We start from the raw sequence: 16,736 nt of genomic DNA, 5'->3' as shown, positions 1-16,736 counted from the left end.
ATGGACAAGTACGTGCGCACCGCCGCCGTCTTGCGCGACCTTCTGGGCGGGACTGACAACATCGTCTCGCTGGCCCACTGCGTCACCCGGCTTCGGCTCACCCTCACCGACCGCGCCCGCGTCGACGACACCGCCCTGCGTGACCATCCCGCCGTCCTGGGAGTGCTGGAACGGGACACCTTCCAGATCGTGGTCGGCCCGGCCGCCGTCACCCCGCTGGCCGCTGCCCTCGCCCAGCTCTTGGCCGCCCCGTAACCACAGCCCCTTTCATGCGTCACAGCCGGACCGGCACAACCGGCTCGTCACCGCCAGCCGGTTCGGTACGCCGTCCATGCCAGCGCCGCCGTAGCCTCCAGATCCTGATACGCCCGCAGCGCGGGCCGCGACGGTCGTCGGCGGGCCAACTCCCAGTGCCCGGCCACCGACACGGCCAGCGCCGTGACCGCATTGGCATCCGCAGACTCCCATGCGGGAACCCCGGCCAGGGCCGCTTCCGCCGATGCCGGCGTGTGGCCATCCATGATCAGGTACGGGACAAGCCAGGCAGCGTCGAACCACGCGGCCCCGCGATACCCGAACGCCCAGTCGACGACGAACACAGTCCCGTTGGCATGCTGGCGCACCATGTTGTCCGGCCGCAGATCAGCGTGCAGAAGAGTGTCCCCCTCCGCCGCGGGCATCCACCGCGTCTCCCACTCGACCAGGTCAGCGAGATGCCGCACGCACCACGGGGCGAGGTCGCCCGGCTGGTCGGCGGCCAACGTTCGCCAGCAGCTCGAAACCCGGGACATCGCCTCAGCCACCGGCCGCGCGCCGGCATACGCACACGGCGTCAGCACCTTCTCCATCGAAGCCACGGTGTCCAGGACCGCCGGAAGATCAGCAGAGCCCGGGGCCAGACTGGGATGACGCCCGTCGATGTCATCGAAAAGCAGCAGAACCCAGTCTTCGACCTCGCCCGACCACAGTAGGGCCGGCGAAGAGAAACCGGTCGGAACAGTTGCCGCAACAGCCGCCTCCTGCTCATACATCCCCGCCAGCGGATGCCCCACCGGTATCCCCTTCACGAATACCCGCCGACCATCCGCCAGCAAAAGCCGGGCAGCCAAACCCGAAGTGAACCCGCCCTCCTGCGACACGGCCCGCACGATCGAGGCCCCGCCCCTGCCCGCGATCTCACCGCGTACGGCGGGAGGGAGGTCGTGCCACATCACCCGAGGCTCTGACTCAACACGCATCCGCACTCCTCCAACGGCTCGTTGGACAAACCGTTCTCCGACACCGACATCGACTTCACGGCGGCACCCTGGGCGCATTCGCCGACCCCAGCAAGCGACGCGTGGTCAGCAGCCTCGATCAGATGATCAGTCGTCGCATTCATCAGGTGACTCCTTCGGGGACGGTCGAGCTCATGGGCAAAAAAGACACTCGCGGCTTTGAGGATCTCGTTCGTCCACTTCAACTCCGTTTTTTCCTTGCGAAGTTGCTTCAGCTCGTCGCGTTCGGCGGTGGTGAGCCGGTCGTCCCGCTCACCGTGGTCGGCTGGTCGGCCTCGGCTTGCCGGCCCCAGACGCGCAGGGCTTCCTTGTGGATGCCCAGGTCCTTCGCGACGTGCGCGATCGGGCGGCTGGTGGTGCGGACCTCGCGGATCGCGCGCTCGCGGAGCTCGTCGGGGTATTTACGTGGTGCTGGCACGCTGCTGGTGAATCTCCTTCGCCAGGTAGGCAACCCCGGCATCAGGGACTCCACCAAACTCAGAGCAGCTCAGTCCCCCTCGCCGGAGGGATGCTCGTCTTTGGCGGTGGGGAATGAAAGCAAAAGTCTGCGGCGGATCAGCCTACTGCCACACACTAGATCACGAAGCGTCAACGGGGAGGGTTCGTGAAGCAGGACGGAACTGAGTTGGCCGAGGCACTCATGGCTGTGCGGGCAGGTCTTGCGGCTGCCCAGCGGGAAGGGGACGGGGCCGCTATCCGGTTCAAGGTCAACGAGGTGACGTTGGATCTGGGGATCGAGCTTCGAGCCAGCGGTGCCGCGTCAGGTGGGGTGAAGGCGTTTGTCGTCTCCACGGACGCAAAGGGGGAGTGGTCGAGGTCCCGGACTCACCGGTTGACGGTGAATCTCGTGGTCGACGGGGCGGATCACCAGCTGATCAGCGGGGATGCGTCTGACTTCGGGGATACGGTCGGCGGGAGCTTGTTCGAGTAGCCGAGACGCACGGTGGAGGCTGCGAGCTGGTCACGGACCGTGGAGGTTCTCGGCGCAGGTGGCGGGTGCGGGTCAGGTACCTTGATCGCTCCTGGGCTGGTGCTGACAGCGTTGCACGTCGTAACGGAGGCGGGCGGGGGACCGCCTCCGCTCGGTGAGCGAATCCGAGTGCGGGTTCTGCGTAACCGGCAAGAGCATCCGGCGGAGGTCATCTGGGTCGGCGACCGTGAACTGGATGCGGTGCTCTTAGGCGGCGACCCCAGTCGGTTGGGTCGGGACGTGACACCCGCGAGATGGGGCGAGCTGACATGTTCGAGTCCGAAGGCCCGTCCGGAATGTTCAGCTGTCGGCTTCCCGCGGGCCTCGCGCCATAGCACCGTTCGTCCGGACGGCGGCCACACCGTGGTGCACGACGACCGGCAGGTGATCGGTCACGTCAGTGCAGTGACGGGCCTGAACGCGGCGAAGTACGACGTCGACGTCTCCAATGCCCTCCCGGACAATATGGGCGGGTGGAGCGGCCTGTCGGGTGCCGGGTTGTTCTGCAACGAGATCCTGATCGGCCTGGTGGAGGCGGTGCCGAAATCCTGGAAAGGCCGAACGCTGTGGGCCCTGCCAGCGCGGCGTCTGCTCGCGCTTGCCGACTTCACGGCCATGGTGACCGCGCACACGGGCATCGCACCGCAGTTGGAGTCGGCAGACCAGAGCGCGCTTTTCCACGCCCCTCCCGTTCCCCACCTATCGCCGTCGTATCTACTCTCACCACAGGCCGAAGTCGTGCCATTCACGGGCATGGAGGGGGAGATCGCTGACCTGACGTCCTGGTGCACCAGTCGGCGTGTGGTGGACGTGGCACTGGCCTTCGGCCCCGGCGGCGTGGGAAAGACCCGCCTGGCGGCCGAATTGATACGGCGTATGACACAGCGGCGCTCACCCTGGACAGCAGGGTTTCTTTCGGACGTGCAGCGGGTCGGCAGGTCACTGGAATCACTGACGACGAATATCCGGCCGCTCCTGCTGGTCCTCGATTACGCCGAGACACGGGTGGACCAGGTCGAACAGGTGTTGCGCCTTTTCAGAGGATCGCGTCACGCCCATGACCCGGTCCGGGTACTGCTGCTGGCCAGAACGGCGCACCGGTGGTGGACGGATCTCCAAATCGAATGGCAGGGCACAGCGGTAATGGAGCGGGGCACCGTGGTGCCGTTGGCACCTGCCGAGTTTCACCCACGCGTCGGCAGCTCACGGAACTTCGAGGTCGCGACCCGGGCCTTCCGTGAACGTATCGCTCACCTTGCTGCACTCGAAGGGCCGTCGGAAGCTGGCGACGATCCCAGCCCACCCCAGGAACCTCCGCGCGGTGATCAAGCGGCAGGGCCGCCCGAGGAACTTATCGTCTCCATCCACATGGCTGCCCTCGCACAGGTGCTGGAAGAGGCCATTGTTCCGACCGCCGTCGGCGCCGTCCGTCCAGTCGATGTTCTGATGGCCCATGAGAGCCGGTACTGGCGGCACAGCGTCCGCTCACACGGGCTCGACGATGTCTTCTTCCATCAGCGGGACCTGCTACGTCAACTCGTAGCTGTGCAGCGCATCGTCGGGGCCGATGAACGCCGAGACGCGCTGAACGCGGTCTTGGCAGCCTTTCGCTTCCACGACCGTGATTTCGACACTCCGCAGCTCCCGGACCGCGAGATCGTGCGCCGCATTGAGCAGATGCTTGCCGACCTCTACCCGGCAACGGACGGGGCACGCTGGGGAGCGATGAGACCAGACGTTCTCGCCGCTGAACTCATCGCTCGGGCAGACCACGACAGCGACAGCGAGCTCGTCGTCCACATCCTCCCCGACGCCGGTCTCTCCGCCGTCCAGCAGCACCGCGCGATGACCGTCCTGGCGCGCGCAGCCACACATCAATCCACGCTCACCAACAGCGTCGCCCGCGCCGTAACTGCCGCACCAGACGTCCTCCTCGCCCCTGCGGTCGACATCGCCACAGAACTCCCTCCAAGCGATGCGATCACCTGGCTGAACGCTCTCAAGCCCGCTGCCGCCGCTCAAATGAATACTGACAACCACCTCCCGAACGACCAGCTCCACCGCATCAATAGCCTGCTGGACCAGCTCACGCCATGCCCCAACACATCTGGTCGGCAGGCCGACACCGAGCCCACCAGCACAGAGCCCGAGACAGGTCCGCTCACCGAGACACCGGAGCAATCCCATGCCGCGCCCGAAGCCGAAGACGACGTTCCCGCCGCCACTGACCGGATCACCGGAGGCCACGAGCAACGCTCTTCTCCACCGACCTTCTTCCTCCCGATTCGCAAGGCGCGTCGCCATGGGGGCGACATCACTCTCCACCTCCCCCCACAGGCCCACCCCGGCGTCGGAGGGCCGGTTCTCTCTCTATTCCGCCTGTTGAGCGGCGCTTTCACCGACCCCGAGAGGCAGCAGAGAATGGATCACGCACTGCGTTGCCTCGGCGATGAGGCCCGCCGATCCAACCGTCCTCTCCCCGCGGTGAACACGATCGTCCTCGGCCCAGACAGCTCCATCGAGCTGAACCTTTCCACTGTCGCACTTGCCATTCCACCGTTCCAGTCACAAGGACCTGACACGGTGTGGCGCTGCCGGGGCGACCACGTGCTGCCTCCCAGCACCGAGACGAAACCCCCGCAGCACGCCTACCCAGCCCTGGCACAACTGGGCTGGACACCCGAAGGATCGATCACATATGTCGATCTCGAGCATGTCGGACTCGTCCACCTCGATGGGCCCATCGAACACGTCCAGCAAATCCTTGGCGAGTTGGCCTTCGAGTTCTCCACCAGGTCCCGAGCCAGCCGGCCGCACGTTCATATCGCAGGAATCGGTAAGCCGGCACGGGGCGTCCGCTATGCCACACAGCACAACGCCTTTGAGGACGCGCTGGATGCCGCCAGCACACACACCGCCCAGGCGCGCTCCGCACTCCACGCCCTGAACGTCGATCACCCCCGCGACGCTCGCGTACGTGACCCTTCAAACGATCTGTGGAAACCCAGAATCGTCCTCACCGACCAACAGATGGCCACCGATACCGCCAAGGAGCTCGGAAGGATCCTCGACGCCCGTCCTCAATCGTGCCTGGGCGTCGTCACTCGCGCCCCATCACCCGGCCACGGTCTGGCCGCCCGATGGACCATCACTGTCGACCCCTTGGTGACCAACCTTTGACCCGACCCGTGCCAAGCCCGGAGATACGGACTCCCAGCCGGGGAAGGGGCACCCATTTAGGACTGTCAACCGGACTATCAGGCCACCACCCCCAAGGAACCGCGCAGAACCTTTACCGCCGCCACGATCCTTGGACGGCTGCCGAACAATGCATCAAGAAGGAGGGACCGGCATGGCCATCTTCCGCCGCCCCATCAATGAACAGCACAACGAGACAGCCGACGAGCTCGCATTGCTGCGCACCGAATTCGGACAGGAGCTGCGCACCGGCCTGGCCGAGCTCAGGGGCCTCAACACCGATGCTCGCCAACAGCTCGCTTCCAGCCTGGACGCCGGCCTGCAAGACCTCCGTGACGAATTGCGCGAACTCCGCCGCGAACTCAACGATGCTCACAAGACGATCACTGAGGCCCGCCGCGAATCGGAATCCCTACGCTTGGAACTCGAAACAGCACGCCGCCAAGCCGCCGAAGCACGAACAGAAGCTCTCAGCAGAACGGGAAGTAGTCCCGGCAAGCCCGCAGTCGCATCCGACTCCGAGCCCACGCCCGCAGGCGCCACACCCCCGGCTGCCTCAGGCGAAGAGGAAGCACCTGACTCATCCGAATCCGAGACTGCGGAACAGACCCCCTCAGCTACCGGCCAGCGGCCACTTGACGCCGTACTTGAGCAGGCCGCTGGCATCAGCGCCGCCGACCTGATCTGTCACCGCGATGCATGGGCATTCATCGTCGAACAGGCTGCCCGCAACGCCCACTTCCGTGTCCCTGGTCTCGCTACTAATGGCGACGACGAGCAGCAGACGAACGTGACGCTTTCCGGACGCACCCTGATCGCCATCCTCAGCGCCCTGCACACGACCCAGCAGGCGCACACGACCTCCCGCGAGGACCGTGCACTCGCCGCGACTTACTACGGTCGGATCGCCAATGTCATCGCGGAGGCCCTTCCCTCCCAAAGTAATGCCATCCGAACCCGCATCGTGATTGACGACCGTCCCCCACACGCCTTTGAGGACACGACCGACTGATCGTGACCGCGAATCCCGTCGCTGCCGAAACAAAACGAACAGCTCAAGAACAGGATCACAGGGCTGGCGGCAGCGTCTTCCACGGCAGGACGATGCTGAAGGGGATGCTGCGCAGTTCGCCTGATGACCGGTAGCGCGTCCCACACGGTGCCGACTGGGTTGCCGATCCTGCGCGCGTGCCACAGCGTGCCAGTCAGGACGGTGAACACCGGTCAACAACGGCGCCTCGCGAACGCCCGTCGATACTGTCCTTCAGGCATGTTTTCGCAGGCCACTGACCGTTTCAGGCATCAAATGCTTGTTGATTCCCAAGCTCAGAGCGCGAGTTCGATTCTCGTCACCCGCTCCATGAAAAAGCCCCAGGCCAGCGGCCGGGGGCTTCTTTGTTGTCTGGACCAGTTCAAGCGTCCCGCACCAGCTCTGCACCGGAGGGCTCCTCGCTAGTCTTCGCTCAGGCGGGGAGCAACAGCAGACTCGGCAGCGGCCTCGATCAGCAGGCGACCTCCTGGTCGCTCGCCGGAGTCGCGGCGGTCACACCTCGTCACCCCTGCCTCGCGGGCGTAAACCTGGCGACAAGACGTCAGCTCCTTCCCGCCGCAGCACCCGTCGGCAGGCCCATCAGTCCCGAAAGGTCTTGGTAAGGCGGCCGAAGAGTGAGATCGTGTTCGCATGCGTTCAGTGAACGCGAGTTTGTCCGGGGGGATTTCGTGCCGTGGCTGTAACTGTGCCCGACTGGGCCGACACCTTACTTGACGTCATTGGTGTCAATTGGCCGAACGTCGATGAAGACGCGTATCGGGACATGGCTGACGCCCTCCGGGAGTTCGCAGAGGATGTGGAGGATGACGGCTACCTCGCCAATCAGCATGTACAACGTTTGCTGTCGTCTGGCTACGGCGAAGCTCTCGACGCGCTCGGCGGCCACTGGGGCAAGGTCAAGAACAAGCATGTGAAGGATCTGGCCGACGGCGCTCGCACGATCGCGGGTGCCCTGGACAATGCGGCAACGGCGATCGAAGCCATGAAGTATGCGGCTCTTGTCCATCTGGGGGTGCTGGCCGGTAAGGCGGGCATCTCCATGGCTCTGATACCGGTGACCGGCGGCCTGTCCATGCTCATCGGCGGGGGCGCGATCGCGGTGGCCCAGCAGGCCATCCGCCGGATCATCAAGGAGTGCCTGGAAGAGGTCGTCAGCTATATCGTCTCCGCTCTGACCGAACCGGCCGTCGCCGCGCTGGAGGGCATGGCCGCGGATCTGGCGGTACAGGTCGGCGCCACCATGCTCGGTCTGCAGGACGGCGTCGACATGAGCCAGGTGGGCCAGTCGGGCAAGGAGGGCTTCAACGAAGGTGTCGCGGGGGCCAAGGACTCGTTCCACCTCGCTTCAGCCGGTGGTCCCGGGGCCGCGCCCGGCAAGGGTGTGCACATCGAGCACTCGGAGCACGAGCGAGCCGGCACCAACCTGAGTCTGGTCAGCGTCGACGTTCACGGCAAAACCGCGGGCAGGCTGGCCAAGGCCGGGACGCATCATGGACGGACCCGGGGCAAGGACGACATCGCCAACGCCCTTGACCCCGTGATCGACAAGGCGATGAAAGCTCTCGGCAAGGCCAACAAGGCGGTGGGCGACCACCTCGGCGAGGGGCTACCGAAAGCGGTCAGGGAGATATCCGAGGCCCAGAAGAAGATCGATCTGGATATCAAGGACAGGCTCAACAAGGTGCGCCGGGATGACGGAGAGACCGTCCCGCCCCCTGCCAAGGCACGCCGGGAGTCCGCTCACACCAAGGCGGACGCGCTGAAGAGTGCCGGGGACGAGCCGCGCCGCAACAGCATCTCACTGGACAAGAAGACCTGTGAGAACGACCCGGTGGACGTCGCCACCGGCGAGATGACCCTGCCGCAGACGGATGTGGCCCTGCCCGGAGTCCTTCCGCTCGTCCTGCGCCGGACACATCTCTCCGACTACCGCTACGGCCAGTGGTTCGGCCGCAGCTGGGCCTCCACGCTGGACGAACGGATCGAGCTCGACCCGCTCGGCGCGGGTGCGGTGTGGTCACGGGACGACGGTTCGCTCCTCGTCTATCCGCGACTGCCGCTACCCGGGGACGACGACGGTGTCCTGCCCCTTGAAGGTGCCCGGCTTCCTCTGGTGCACGGCGGACACGACAACGGAGAGACCACCTATCTCATCACCGATCCGTACACAGGTCTGGCGCGCTCGTTCCGAGGCAGTCCGTACAACGCGTCGCCGGCCTACTGGCTTGGGGAGGTCGAGGACCGCAACCTCAACCGGATCTCCTTCTCACGCGCTGGTGACGGCAGCCCGACAACGGTCACTCACTCCGGCGGCTACCGGATCGATCTGGCCGTCCAGGACGCACGGGTTCGGGAGATGTCCCTGCGTACGCCTGACGGACCGATCACCATCATGCGCTACGACTACGACCCTCTGGGCAACCTTGACGGAGTCGTCAACTCCTCAGGAATTCCACTTCGTTTCACGTACGACGTGGATGCTCGGATCACGTCCTGGACCGACCGCAACGACTCCACGTTCCGCTATGTGTACGACGACGCGGGCCGGGTGGTCAGCACGATCGGCCCAGACGGCTATCTCTCCTCCACGTTCGCGTACGACACTCACCCGGAGACTGACGACCGCGTCACCCGGTACACGAACTCCCTCGGTGCGACCAAGGTGCACTACTTCAACTCCCGTCTCCAGGCGGTCGCTGAGACCGATGCGCTGGGCGGCGTCACCCGCCACAGTTTCGACCGCTACGACCGGCTACTCTCCCGGACCGATCCGCTCGGCCGCACTACCACCTACACCTACGACGAACGCGGAAACCCGGCACGGGTCGAACACCCTGACGGCAGCTCCGCCGAGATCGAGTACAACGAGCTGAACCAGCTCGCCGCAGTCACCGGACCCGACGGTGCAACGTCGCGGCAGGAGTACGACGACCAGGGCAACCCGACGCTCTTCACCCGGCCGAACGGCACGACGACCCGCCTCACTCATGGCCCAAACGGTCAGCTCACCGGAGTCGACGACTCCCTCGGCGCACTGGACCGGCTGCACTGCGACATGGCCGGCCTGCCGCTGGCGGTCCGCGGTCGGCTCGGCACGGTCACCCGCTACACCCGTGACGCGTTCGGGCGTGCGGTACGGATCACCGACCCACAGGGCCGCACGACCGCACTGGAATGGACCGTCGAGGGCAAGCTCGCCCGGCGGACGGATCCCGACGGCTCGCAGCAGTCGTGGACGTACGACGGCGAGGGCAACTGCCTCGTCCACACCGACGCGGCGGGCGGCGAAACCCGCTTCGAGTACACGCACTTCGACCTGGTCTCCGCCCGCACCACACCGGACGGCGCGCGCCAGGAGTTCACCCACGACACCGAGCTGCGTCTGACCCGTGTCACCAACCCGCAGGGCCTCACTTGGGACTACACCTACGACCCAGCCGGCCACACCAGCGCGGAGACCGACTACGACGGCCGCACACTCAGCTATGTTCACGACTCCTGCGGCCAACTCGTCTCCCGCACCAACGGCCTCGGACAGACCGTCCGCTACGAGCGCGACCTGACAGGCCGCGTCACCGCCAAGGACGCCGACGGCGCGGTCACCCATTTCACCTACGACATCCACGGCCGGCTCGCCTCAGCGACGGGACCCGACACCGAACTGTCGTACGTACGTGACAACTCGGGCAGGGTCCTGAGCGAGATCTGCGACGGTCGCGAACTGACCAACACATACGACGAGACCGGACGGCGCGTCCGCCGTGTCACCCCGTCCGGGGCGGTCAGCACATGGTCATTCCCAGCCGGCCTGCAGGCCGAGCTGAACGCCTCAGGCCATCAGGTCGTCTTCGCCTTCGACGAAACCGGCCGCGAGACAACCCGCCGGATCGGCAACGCACTGACCGTCGAGCACACCTACAACCCGGTAGGCCGCCTGACCGACCAGCACGTCCGCGCACCCGGCGACCGGACCCTCCAGCGCCGCTCGTACACTTACCGCGCCGACGGCCACCTCACCTCGGTCGACGAACTGACCAGCGGACACAAACAGCTGGAGGTGACCGGGCGGGCCGGGTCACGGGCGTCACCGCGGACAACTGGTCGGAACGCTACGCGTACGACGAGTCCGGAAACCAGACCACCGCGACCTGGCCCGGCACGGACGACGCCACCGGACCGCGCGAGTACACCGGCACCCGCATCACCCGTGCGGGGCACGTCCGTTACGAACACGACGCGCAGGGGCGCGTGGTCCTGCGCCAGAAGGCCCGCCTCTCCCGCAAGCCCGACACCTGGCACTACGACTGGGACGCCGAGGACCGCCTGGTCTCCGTCACCACACCGGACGGGACCCGCTGGCGCTACCACTACGACGCCCTCGGCCGCCGCACGACGAAACAGCGCCTGTCGCCGGACGGGGCGTCGGTCGCCGAAGAGGTGACCTTCACCTGGGACGGCGACACCCTCTGCGAACAGACCACCTCCCTCGCGGGATCCCCGGACTCCGTCGCCCTCACCTGGGACCACGACGGGGTGAAGCCGGTCACCCAGGTGGAACGCCGGCTCCTTCACCGGGCGGAGGTCGACCGCCGCTTCTTCGCGATCACCACCGATCTCGTCGGTACACCCCGCGAACTCGTCGACGAACAGGGCGAGGTGGCATGGCACACCCGCGCCACCCTGTGGGGAGCCACCTCGTGGAACCGCCGCGCCGACGCCTACACCCCGCTGCGCTTCCCGGGACAGTACTTCGACCCGGAATCGGGCCTCCACTACAACCGCCACCGCCACTACGACCCCGAATCAGGCCGCTACCTCTCCCCTGACCCGCTCGGCCTGATCCCGGCCCCGAACGCGGTCACCTACGTCGACAACCCCACACGGTGGATCGACCCGCTAGGACTGGCGCAGTGCCCGCATCGTGGCGGGGAGGACCGCCACAGTGTGGTGCTGGGGGTCAACCGTCCTGGTGGGCATTCCAACAACCTCGCCGCGTACCTGCGCGATAATGGAGATCCCGGGGCCCACACATACAATGACAGCAACTACGGTGACGAAGAGCCCGGCGGTCCCGTATGGATGACCAACGTCGCCTCCGCCGTGAATGACCGCGAGACGACACTTTCTATAACCCTGGACGGAATGCCTAATCGGGCCGGAGATTCCGGAAATTGGAATACACCGGAAACCATTATCGAAGCATTCAGAGTAGCCGTAGAGCGTGGTGATAATTTCGGCCTGGGGAACAGAGACCGATGGCCCGACGCAGGTAACGGCACGGCATGGGAGATGAGTGTGGTGGCCCGTGCGGTTCGAGCCTACGAAACCGATGTGGCCGATGGTTACGCCACCCCGGACGGGCGCCCATGGGAAGAAATATCCTGGTACTCGGAAAATGAGCGAATCCACATCGATAAACCAGACATCATGGAATTGAATCCCGAGTACCTCCGACTCAAGAGAGAGCAAGCAAATGGCGGCTGAGACTGATGCCAGCGTCCCCGAATCAGTTGTCAGGGAGTGGCGAAGCGTACTGTCGGAACCATCAGGTGTGATCGATCCGACCCTTTCGCAAGCGGCTTATGCGAATCAAAAATTGCGTTCACTCTTCCCGCTCATCAGTCACGGATCTCTTCAGTTCAGCCGCTGCACGCGGTACCCGTGGTCCCGGGACGTCCCTTCCCTCTTCAGGCGGCGCGACGGGCGCTACTCCGTCATTCGCATGTGGGAGACGGGTGAGTCCGGCCTTCGCGAAGTAGGCGTGGCGGACACAGCATCGGAGGCAGTCGCGCTACTTGCCGCGACCCTGCCCGAAGACTGGGGGCCTGCAACCGAAGGCACGGCTGACGACCTGTGAGCCCAGCCTCCGTACGTCAATATGGGCAGTTCATGACGAGCAATGAGGAAACCCGGAACGGCGCTGAGATTGTGGCTGCGGAGTGGTCTGCTGTGCTGGCTTACGGCCCTGATCGCATCGATCTGGCCGTTCCCTAAACTGCTTACGCCACCCGCCGTTGCGGCAGCTCTACCCCATGGTCGGCCACGGCGTTCTGTACCTGGGCCGGTGCACCCAATGGCCGTGGACCCGGGACGTCGGTACGGCCTATCCCCTGGTCAAAGGTGGTTACCGAGTCCGTCGAGAGTCTGATGACACTCTCCTCGGCGAGGTCGACACCGTCGAAGAGACCTATGAGTTGATCGCCGCCAATCTTCCCGACGGCTGCGGCCCGGCGGTCGACGGCTCCCCGGACGACGTGTGATCGCAGCGCCTCACCACAACCCTCGTGGAGGTCAGCCACTCTCGCTCTCGGCGTCGCTTGAATCCTGGTTCTGGATCACTTTTGGTGCAGGGCTGACGGACGGTCACCGCCGATACTCGCGCCAGCATTCCGCGCATCAACCGGTCCCACTGGACCTCGGTCACCACCAGCTGACGGCGGTATCGCTTCAACTCGCTGGGTCGCCAAGGCCACAACAGCGACGGCCATCGGTGCGCACCGCGGGGGACATCCGCTTCATCCTCGCCGCTCGTGCCCCATCCGTGCCCAGCCGAACAGACAACAGCGGTGAACAACGGCACTGCGAGACCACACCAGGCGAGCCCTCAGAGCGGCGTATTACCAGGTCAGTCCCCCTGTTCCCTTCGGGTGCGCCTTGCCGGCGTGAAAACATGGCTGCGGCGCCTGCCCGCCGATGCCGGTAGCTCGTTGGGACGTTGAGCCCGTAGGTCAGTCTGGTGCCGGGGCCGCAGAGGGGCCACGCACTGTTGCCATCGAGCACTTGCGACGCGAGGTCGCTTGAGTTGAGCGGAAGTCACCGAGGAGGTTCGACTGATGTCGAAGGTGTAGGACCCAGGCCAGTGTGCACGGCCTGTCCCCGCCTCAGCGTGCGTCGCGGGCAACTGCGGGGTGCGAATCCTGAGGTCGAGGCCCAAGGATTCCCGTTCCATCCGGGAATTACAGGCTGGGGAAGAGCGGAAGGGTGAATGCAAATGAATCCTCGATGATGCCTCGTCATGCAAACTCCCGCAGATGGGTAGCGCCAGCGGGTGATAGGGACTGGCCGCTGGAAAGCGGCAGGCGCCGACCGGACAGTGCTCGCCGGTCGGGAGCACACCACCGTCCCCGGGGTTCAGAGGACACCCAACCCGGTCGTATCTCACTCATGCGGAACGCGACAACCCCGATGAGGTCCAGGCAGTGATTGCTTGGTAAGCCGACCGCAAGGAAGGCCCAATACCTCAGCGGGCGCAGGAGGATCCAACAAGCCAATTCCGGTGGCCGAAAGGAAGCAGGAAAACGGATACCGTATCGCCGACAACTCCGTCGGTGGTTTCCGTATAACTGGCCGGATAGGGGCCTGTGCCCCGACCTGAAAGGGTGCTGACGTGGATCTGGTGAGCCTGTGAAGCTCGACTGCCGATGACACCGGAACCGAAGGACAAGTTGGACACCATGACGACACGCGCGACGGGGACGGCGCCGTCCGACCCCGACGTGTCCGGGCCGACTCGGTGAACGGACCGGAGGACGGGACCACCGACTGGGCATCGATCGACTGGCGCCGGGTCGAGGACGACGTACGGCGTCTGCGGCAGCGCATCTTCACGGCATCGCAGGCAGGAGACTTGGCCAAGGTCAGGAATCTGCAGAAGCTGATGCTCCGCTCCCGCGCCAACACGCTCGCGACCAGCGAAGCCGGGTAAGCCGGCCTTTGCGAGTCCGGCGACTGCATCAGCGAGGGTGACTGGCGGGTTCCGCTTCTCTCCGACAAGTCTGACCACCGTCTCCACCACCTCGTGCGGCAACTCCCTGTACAGCCCGCACAGGTACGAATCCGGGTCGATCACTCGCACTCCACGCTCGGCCAAATCACCGGCAGGGAAGTCGGCAAGGTTCCACGTGATCAGCGCGTCGGCACCGGCCGCCACCGCTGCCGCCGAGTGATGCCGGTCGTCGGGGTCATCACCCGGCATTTCATCCACGAGGTGCCCGTATACCGCCGCCTCGATCTCGCAGTCGGGGAAGAAACGCCGGACGGCTTGGGCAACTGCGGCAGCCGACTTCGCCGAACGCGTTCCCTCCCGGACGATGACCCGCTCCCACTCCGCGAGCAGCCGTTCGGACCACACGATCTCGTGGATAGCGTCCTCGGTGAGGGCCAGCATCACGTCCATGACCGAGAACGGAAACAGGACGTTGGTGTCCACAAAGACCCGCGCTGCCACGCTCACCCTCTTCCTTCACTTCGACGGCTACCCGTAACGCCCGGATCAATAGGGCAGATCGACACCCTCCAAGACATCTGCGATCTGGCGCCGCCCCTCTCTGCGGCGCTCACGCTGCCGCTGGAACGCCAGCACGTCCGCAAGGCGGACCACCCGGTGGCTGCTGCCCGGCAGGTTCGTCGAGGGGATGTCGCCGGCATCAAGCAAGCGTGCGACGAACGGCCGAGACAGACCCAGAAGCTCAGCGGTCTCAGCGGGCGACAGCTGCACCTCGGACGCCAAGACCGTCACCGCATGCCCACGGGCAAGCTCACCGGCCGAGGCCAGAAGCAGGCGGACCAGCTCCCCAGGCAGCACGAGTTCGCTGCCATCCCGGGTGCGCACCAACACCTCGACCGCCTCCGGCGCCATCCGAGCAGTCGCCGCGAGCGCGCCCTGGTGCGAGGGATCCGGCTCCACCCTCTCGGCACGGGCAAGAACGCTGGAACGAGCCATGGTCGCCTCCAATCACTGACCCCACCGAACGATTCATCTGAAATAACTGTAACCGGGAGGGTTCGGCGCGGGCAACCCCAATGGAGACGGGTCTGCCGCGTCCCGCCGGAGCGACTTGCCCTGCTCACCGATCTGCGGGCCATCGACCCGTGGAGGCCCTCCGAACGGATACATGAGCAGCACAGGCAAAGCTGACTGCCCCGGGCGCTCGGCGACCACCGGCGGGTGCTGGCGGTGCTGGCGGTGCTGGCGGTGCTGGCGGTGCTGGCGGTGCTGAGATTCTCGGAAGGAAACAGCTGGCCCCGGCCGGCGCCGGGGCGGCGAAAGGCTTGGCGTGCGGGGCCGACAGAACCGGGTAACGTCTTTGTCATGTTCTTCCAGACGCCGATTTACGAGTGAGAGTGTGATGGGCCCCTGCTGACGTCTTTCGACGTCGCCGTGCCCGCCCCCCCCCACCGATAAATCCGTAGATCACTTCACATCATTCCGGGAGAACCCATGACCGTGAGCAAGAACATCAACAACCCCGTGGGCATGGGCGGCGGCCAGCGCAAGAGGCTGTCCCGCGCCGAACGGCAGAATAATGGTCCGCACCGCAACCTCGACCGCAAGGGTGCCGCCGACCGGAAGGCGGAGCTGGTGCGCAAGATGCGCGAGAAGGCAGGCGCAGCCGAGGGCGCAGGACAGACGGGCGACGACACCTCACAGAGCTGACGCACCGCCGCCGCAGGGCGGCACCGCACGGGGCAGGGGCCCGGACCGCGACGCACGGTCCGGGCCCCTGCTGCCTGCCGTACCGGGGCTCTGCGGCCGTACCGGGCGCGGCCAGTCCCGCTCAGCTCTCGGCCCACCACCCGCGTCTCAGCCGACCACCCGGGGGTGGGCGTGCCACTACGTGCCAGTCAGGGCGGTGAACAGCGGTCAGCAGAGGCCCGAACGAAGCCGCTGCGGCACGCCCCCAGGGGCGCGTTTCCCCAGCTCAGAGGTAGGTAAGCCTACGCAGTACCGGGTGCTTCCCAAGCATCAGAGCGCGAGTTCGATTCTCGTCACCCGCTCCATGCATTTCATGCGAAAGCCCCAGGTCAGCAACCTGGGGCTTTCCTGTTGCCCAGAACCTGCAGGAGCACCTGAGGCGGTACGGGGGCGGCGGCGGAGCCGTTACGGAAGGCCATCGCCGACTTCGCCGCATCCGTGGCCTGAGGATCCCCGTCGACCGGGCTCAGCTGCGCGGACGGCCGGTCCGGGTCAGCTCTGTCGTTTGAGTTCGCGCACGGCCGCGGGCAGCGCGAGACACAGGGCGAAGGAGGTCGCGAAGCCGCCTCCCCCTGCCAGAACGACATCGGTGCTGCCAACGCCTGACCGGAGTACCAACAGGCTCACGACGAGGCCGACCACCATGGAGCAGGCAACGTACAGCGCCAGCCACAGCTGCCACGTACGTCCGGAACGGGCTGTCGATTCGGGCATGGACTCAATCCTTTCGAGGATCACGGGCGAGAAGGAGGAAGGACGGGTAGG

14 protein-coding genes and 1 pseudogene are annotated in these 16,736 nt (G+C 65.8%); 9 read left to right on the top strand and 6 right to left on the bottom strand.

All coding sequences use genetic code 11. The features are described from left to right. On the top strand, window positions 1-255 hold the full coding sequence (locus ACZ7IB_RS10435) for a PTS glucose/sucrose transporter subunit IIB (protein WP_046497749.1): 255 nt from the start codon (window positions 1-3) through the stop codon (window positions 253-255). Between the two features lie 47 nt (window positions 256-302). Here the strand turns inward: ACZ7IB_RS10435 and ACZ7IB_RS10430 are convergent, their stop codons facing one another. The 3 genes from ACZ7IB_RS10430 to ACZ7IB_RS10420 all read right to left on the bottom strand — a co-directional run bounded on the left by ACZ7IB_RS10430 (window position 303) and on the right by ACZ7IB_RS10420 (window position 1,695). Further along, window positions 303-1,139 (bottom strand): phosphotransferase family protein, encoded by an 837-nt coding sequence (locus tag ACZ7IB_RS10430; RefSeq protein ID WP_470911096.1) that lies wholly within the window; start codon window positions 1,137-1,139, stop codon window positions 303-305. 71 nt (window positions 1,140-1,210) lie between these two features. Continuing rightward, complete coding sequence (locus ACZ7IB_RS10425) at window positions 1,211-1,462, bottom strand: hypothetical protein (RefSeq protein WP_470911094.1); 252 nt, start codon at window positions 1,460-1,462, stop codon at window positions 1,211-1,213. Between the two features lie 26 nt (window positions 1,463-1,488). Further along, entirely contained in the window at window positions 1,489-1,695 is a 207-nt protein-coding gene (locus ACZ7IB_RS10420; protein ID WP_470911093.1) for a transposase, read from the bottom strand. Window positions 1,696-1,881: 186 nt separating this feature from the next. Here ACZ7IB_RS10420 and ACZ7IB_RS10415 point away from each other — a divergent pair, with 186 nt between their 5' ends. The 6 genes and pseudogenes from ACZ7IB_RS10415 (at window position 1,882) to ACZ7IB_RS10390 (ending at window position 12,756) form a co-directional block, all read left to right on the top strand. Beyond that, entirely contained in the window at window positions 1,882-2,208 is a 327-nt protein-coding gene (locus tag ACZ7IB_RS10415) for a trypco2 family protein (protein ID WP_470911091.1), read from the top strand. 402 nt (window positions 2,209-2,610) lie between these two features. After that, a complete protein-coding gene (locus ACZ7IB_RS10410) occupies window positions 2,611-5,427 on the top strand; it encodes a hypothetical protein (protein WP_470911087.1) in 2,817 nt (938 codons plus the stop codon). Between the two features lie 172 nt (window positions 5,428-5,599). Next, entirely contained in the window at window positions 5,600-6,457 is an 858-nt protein-coding gene (locus ACZ7IB_RS10405; protein ID WP_470911085.1) for a hypothetical protein, read from the top strand. Window positions 6,458-7,169: 712 nt separating this feature from the next. Further along, window positions 7,170-11,980 (top strand): annotated as a pseudogene (locus ACZ7IB_RS10400) (RHS repeat-associated core domain-containing protein). Then, a complete protein-coding gene (locus ACZ7IB_RS10395; RefSeq protein ID WP_399432417.1) occupies window positions 11,970-12,353 on the top strand; it encodes a DUF6193 family natural product biosynthesis protein in 384 nt (127 codons plus the stop codon). Before ACZ7IB_RS10400 ends, ACZ7IB_RS10395 begins: the two are co-directional and overlap by 11 nt. Window positions 12,354-12,510: 157 nt before the next feature. Then, the gene (locus ACZ7IB_RS10390; RefSeq protein ID WP_402005206.1) at window positions 12,511-12,756 is read left to right on the top strand and encodes a DUF6193 family natural product biosynthesis protein; all 246 of its coding nucleotides are present in this window, start codon (window positions 12,511-12,513) and stop codon (window positions 12,754-12,756) included. Window positions 12,757-13,736: 980 nt separating this feature from the next. Here the strand turns inward: ACZ7IB_RS10390 and ACZ7IB_RS10385 are convergent. Together ACZ7IB_RS10385 and ACZ7IB_RS10380 are read right to left on the bottom strand one after the other, a co-directional pair. Next, window positions 13,737-14,729 (bottom strand): VapC50 family PIN domain-containing toxin, encoded by a 993-nt coding sequence (locus ACZ7IB_RS10385; protein WP_470911081.1) that lies wholly within the window; start codon window positions 14,727-14,729, stop codon window positions 13,737-13,739. 39 nt (window positions 14,730-14,768) lie between these two features. Continuing rightward, window positions 14,769-15,218: a helix-turn-helix domain-containing protein gene (locus ACZ7IB_RS10380; protein WP_470911079.1), complete on the bottom strand. Its 450-nt coding sequence runs from the start codon at window positions 15,216-15,218 to the stop codon at window positions 14,769-14,771. A 225-nt stretch (window positions 15,219-15,443) separates the two neighbouring features. Here ACZ7IB_RS10380 and ACZ7IB_RS10375 point away from each other — a divergent pair, with 225 nt between their 5' ends. Next, window positions 15,444-15,617 carry a hypothetical protein gene (locus ACZ7IB_RS10375; protein ID WP_470911077.1) on the top strand — a complete coding sequence of 58 codons (174 nt, stop codon included), beginning with the start codon at window positions 15,444-15,446 and terminating at the stop codon, window positions 15,615-15,617. A gap of 99 nt (window positions 15,618-15,716) precedes the next feature. Continuing rightward, window positions 15,717-15,932: a DUF6243 family protein gene (locus ACZ7IB_RS10370; protein WP_266360141.1), complete on the top strand. Its 216-nt coding sequence runs from the start codon at window positions 15,717-15,719 to the stop codon at window positions 15,930-15,932. Window positions 15,933-16,463: 531 nt separating this feature from the next. On the opposite strand, the gene ACZ7IB_RS10365 is transcribed toward ACZ7IB_RS10370, so the two are convergent. After that, window positions 16,464-16,685: a hypothetical protein gene (locus ACZ7IB_RS10365; RefSeq protein ID WP_470911073.1), complete on the bottom strand. Its 222-nt coding sequence runs from the start codon at window positions 16,683-16,685 to the stop codon at window positions 16,464-16,466. Between the last annotated feature and the right edge of the window lie 51 nt (window positions 16,686-16,736).

The organism is Streptomyces sp. NPDC037301, from assembly GCF_055602785.1.
Note: the sequence above shows the minus strand (reverse complement) of the source record. Positions and strands in the feature narration are given on the sequence as shown.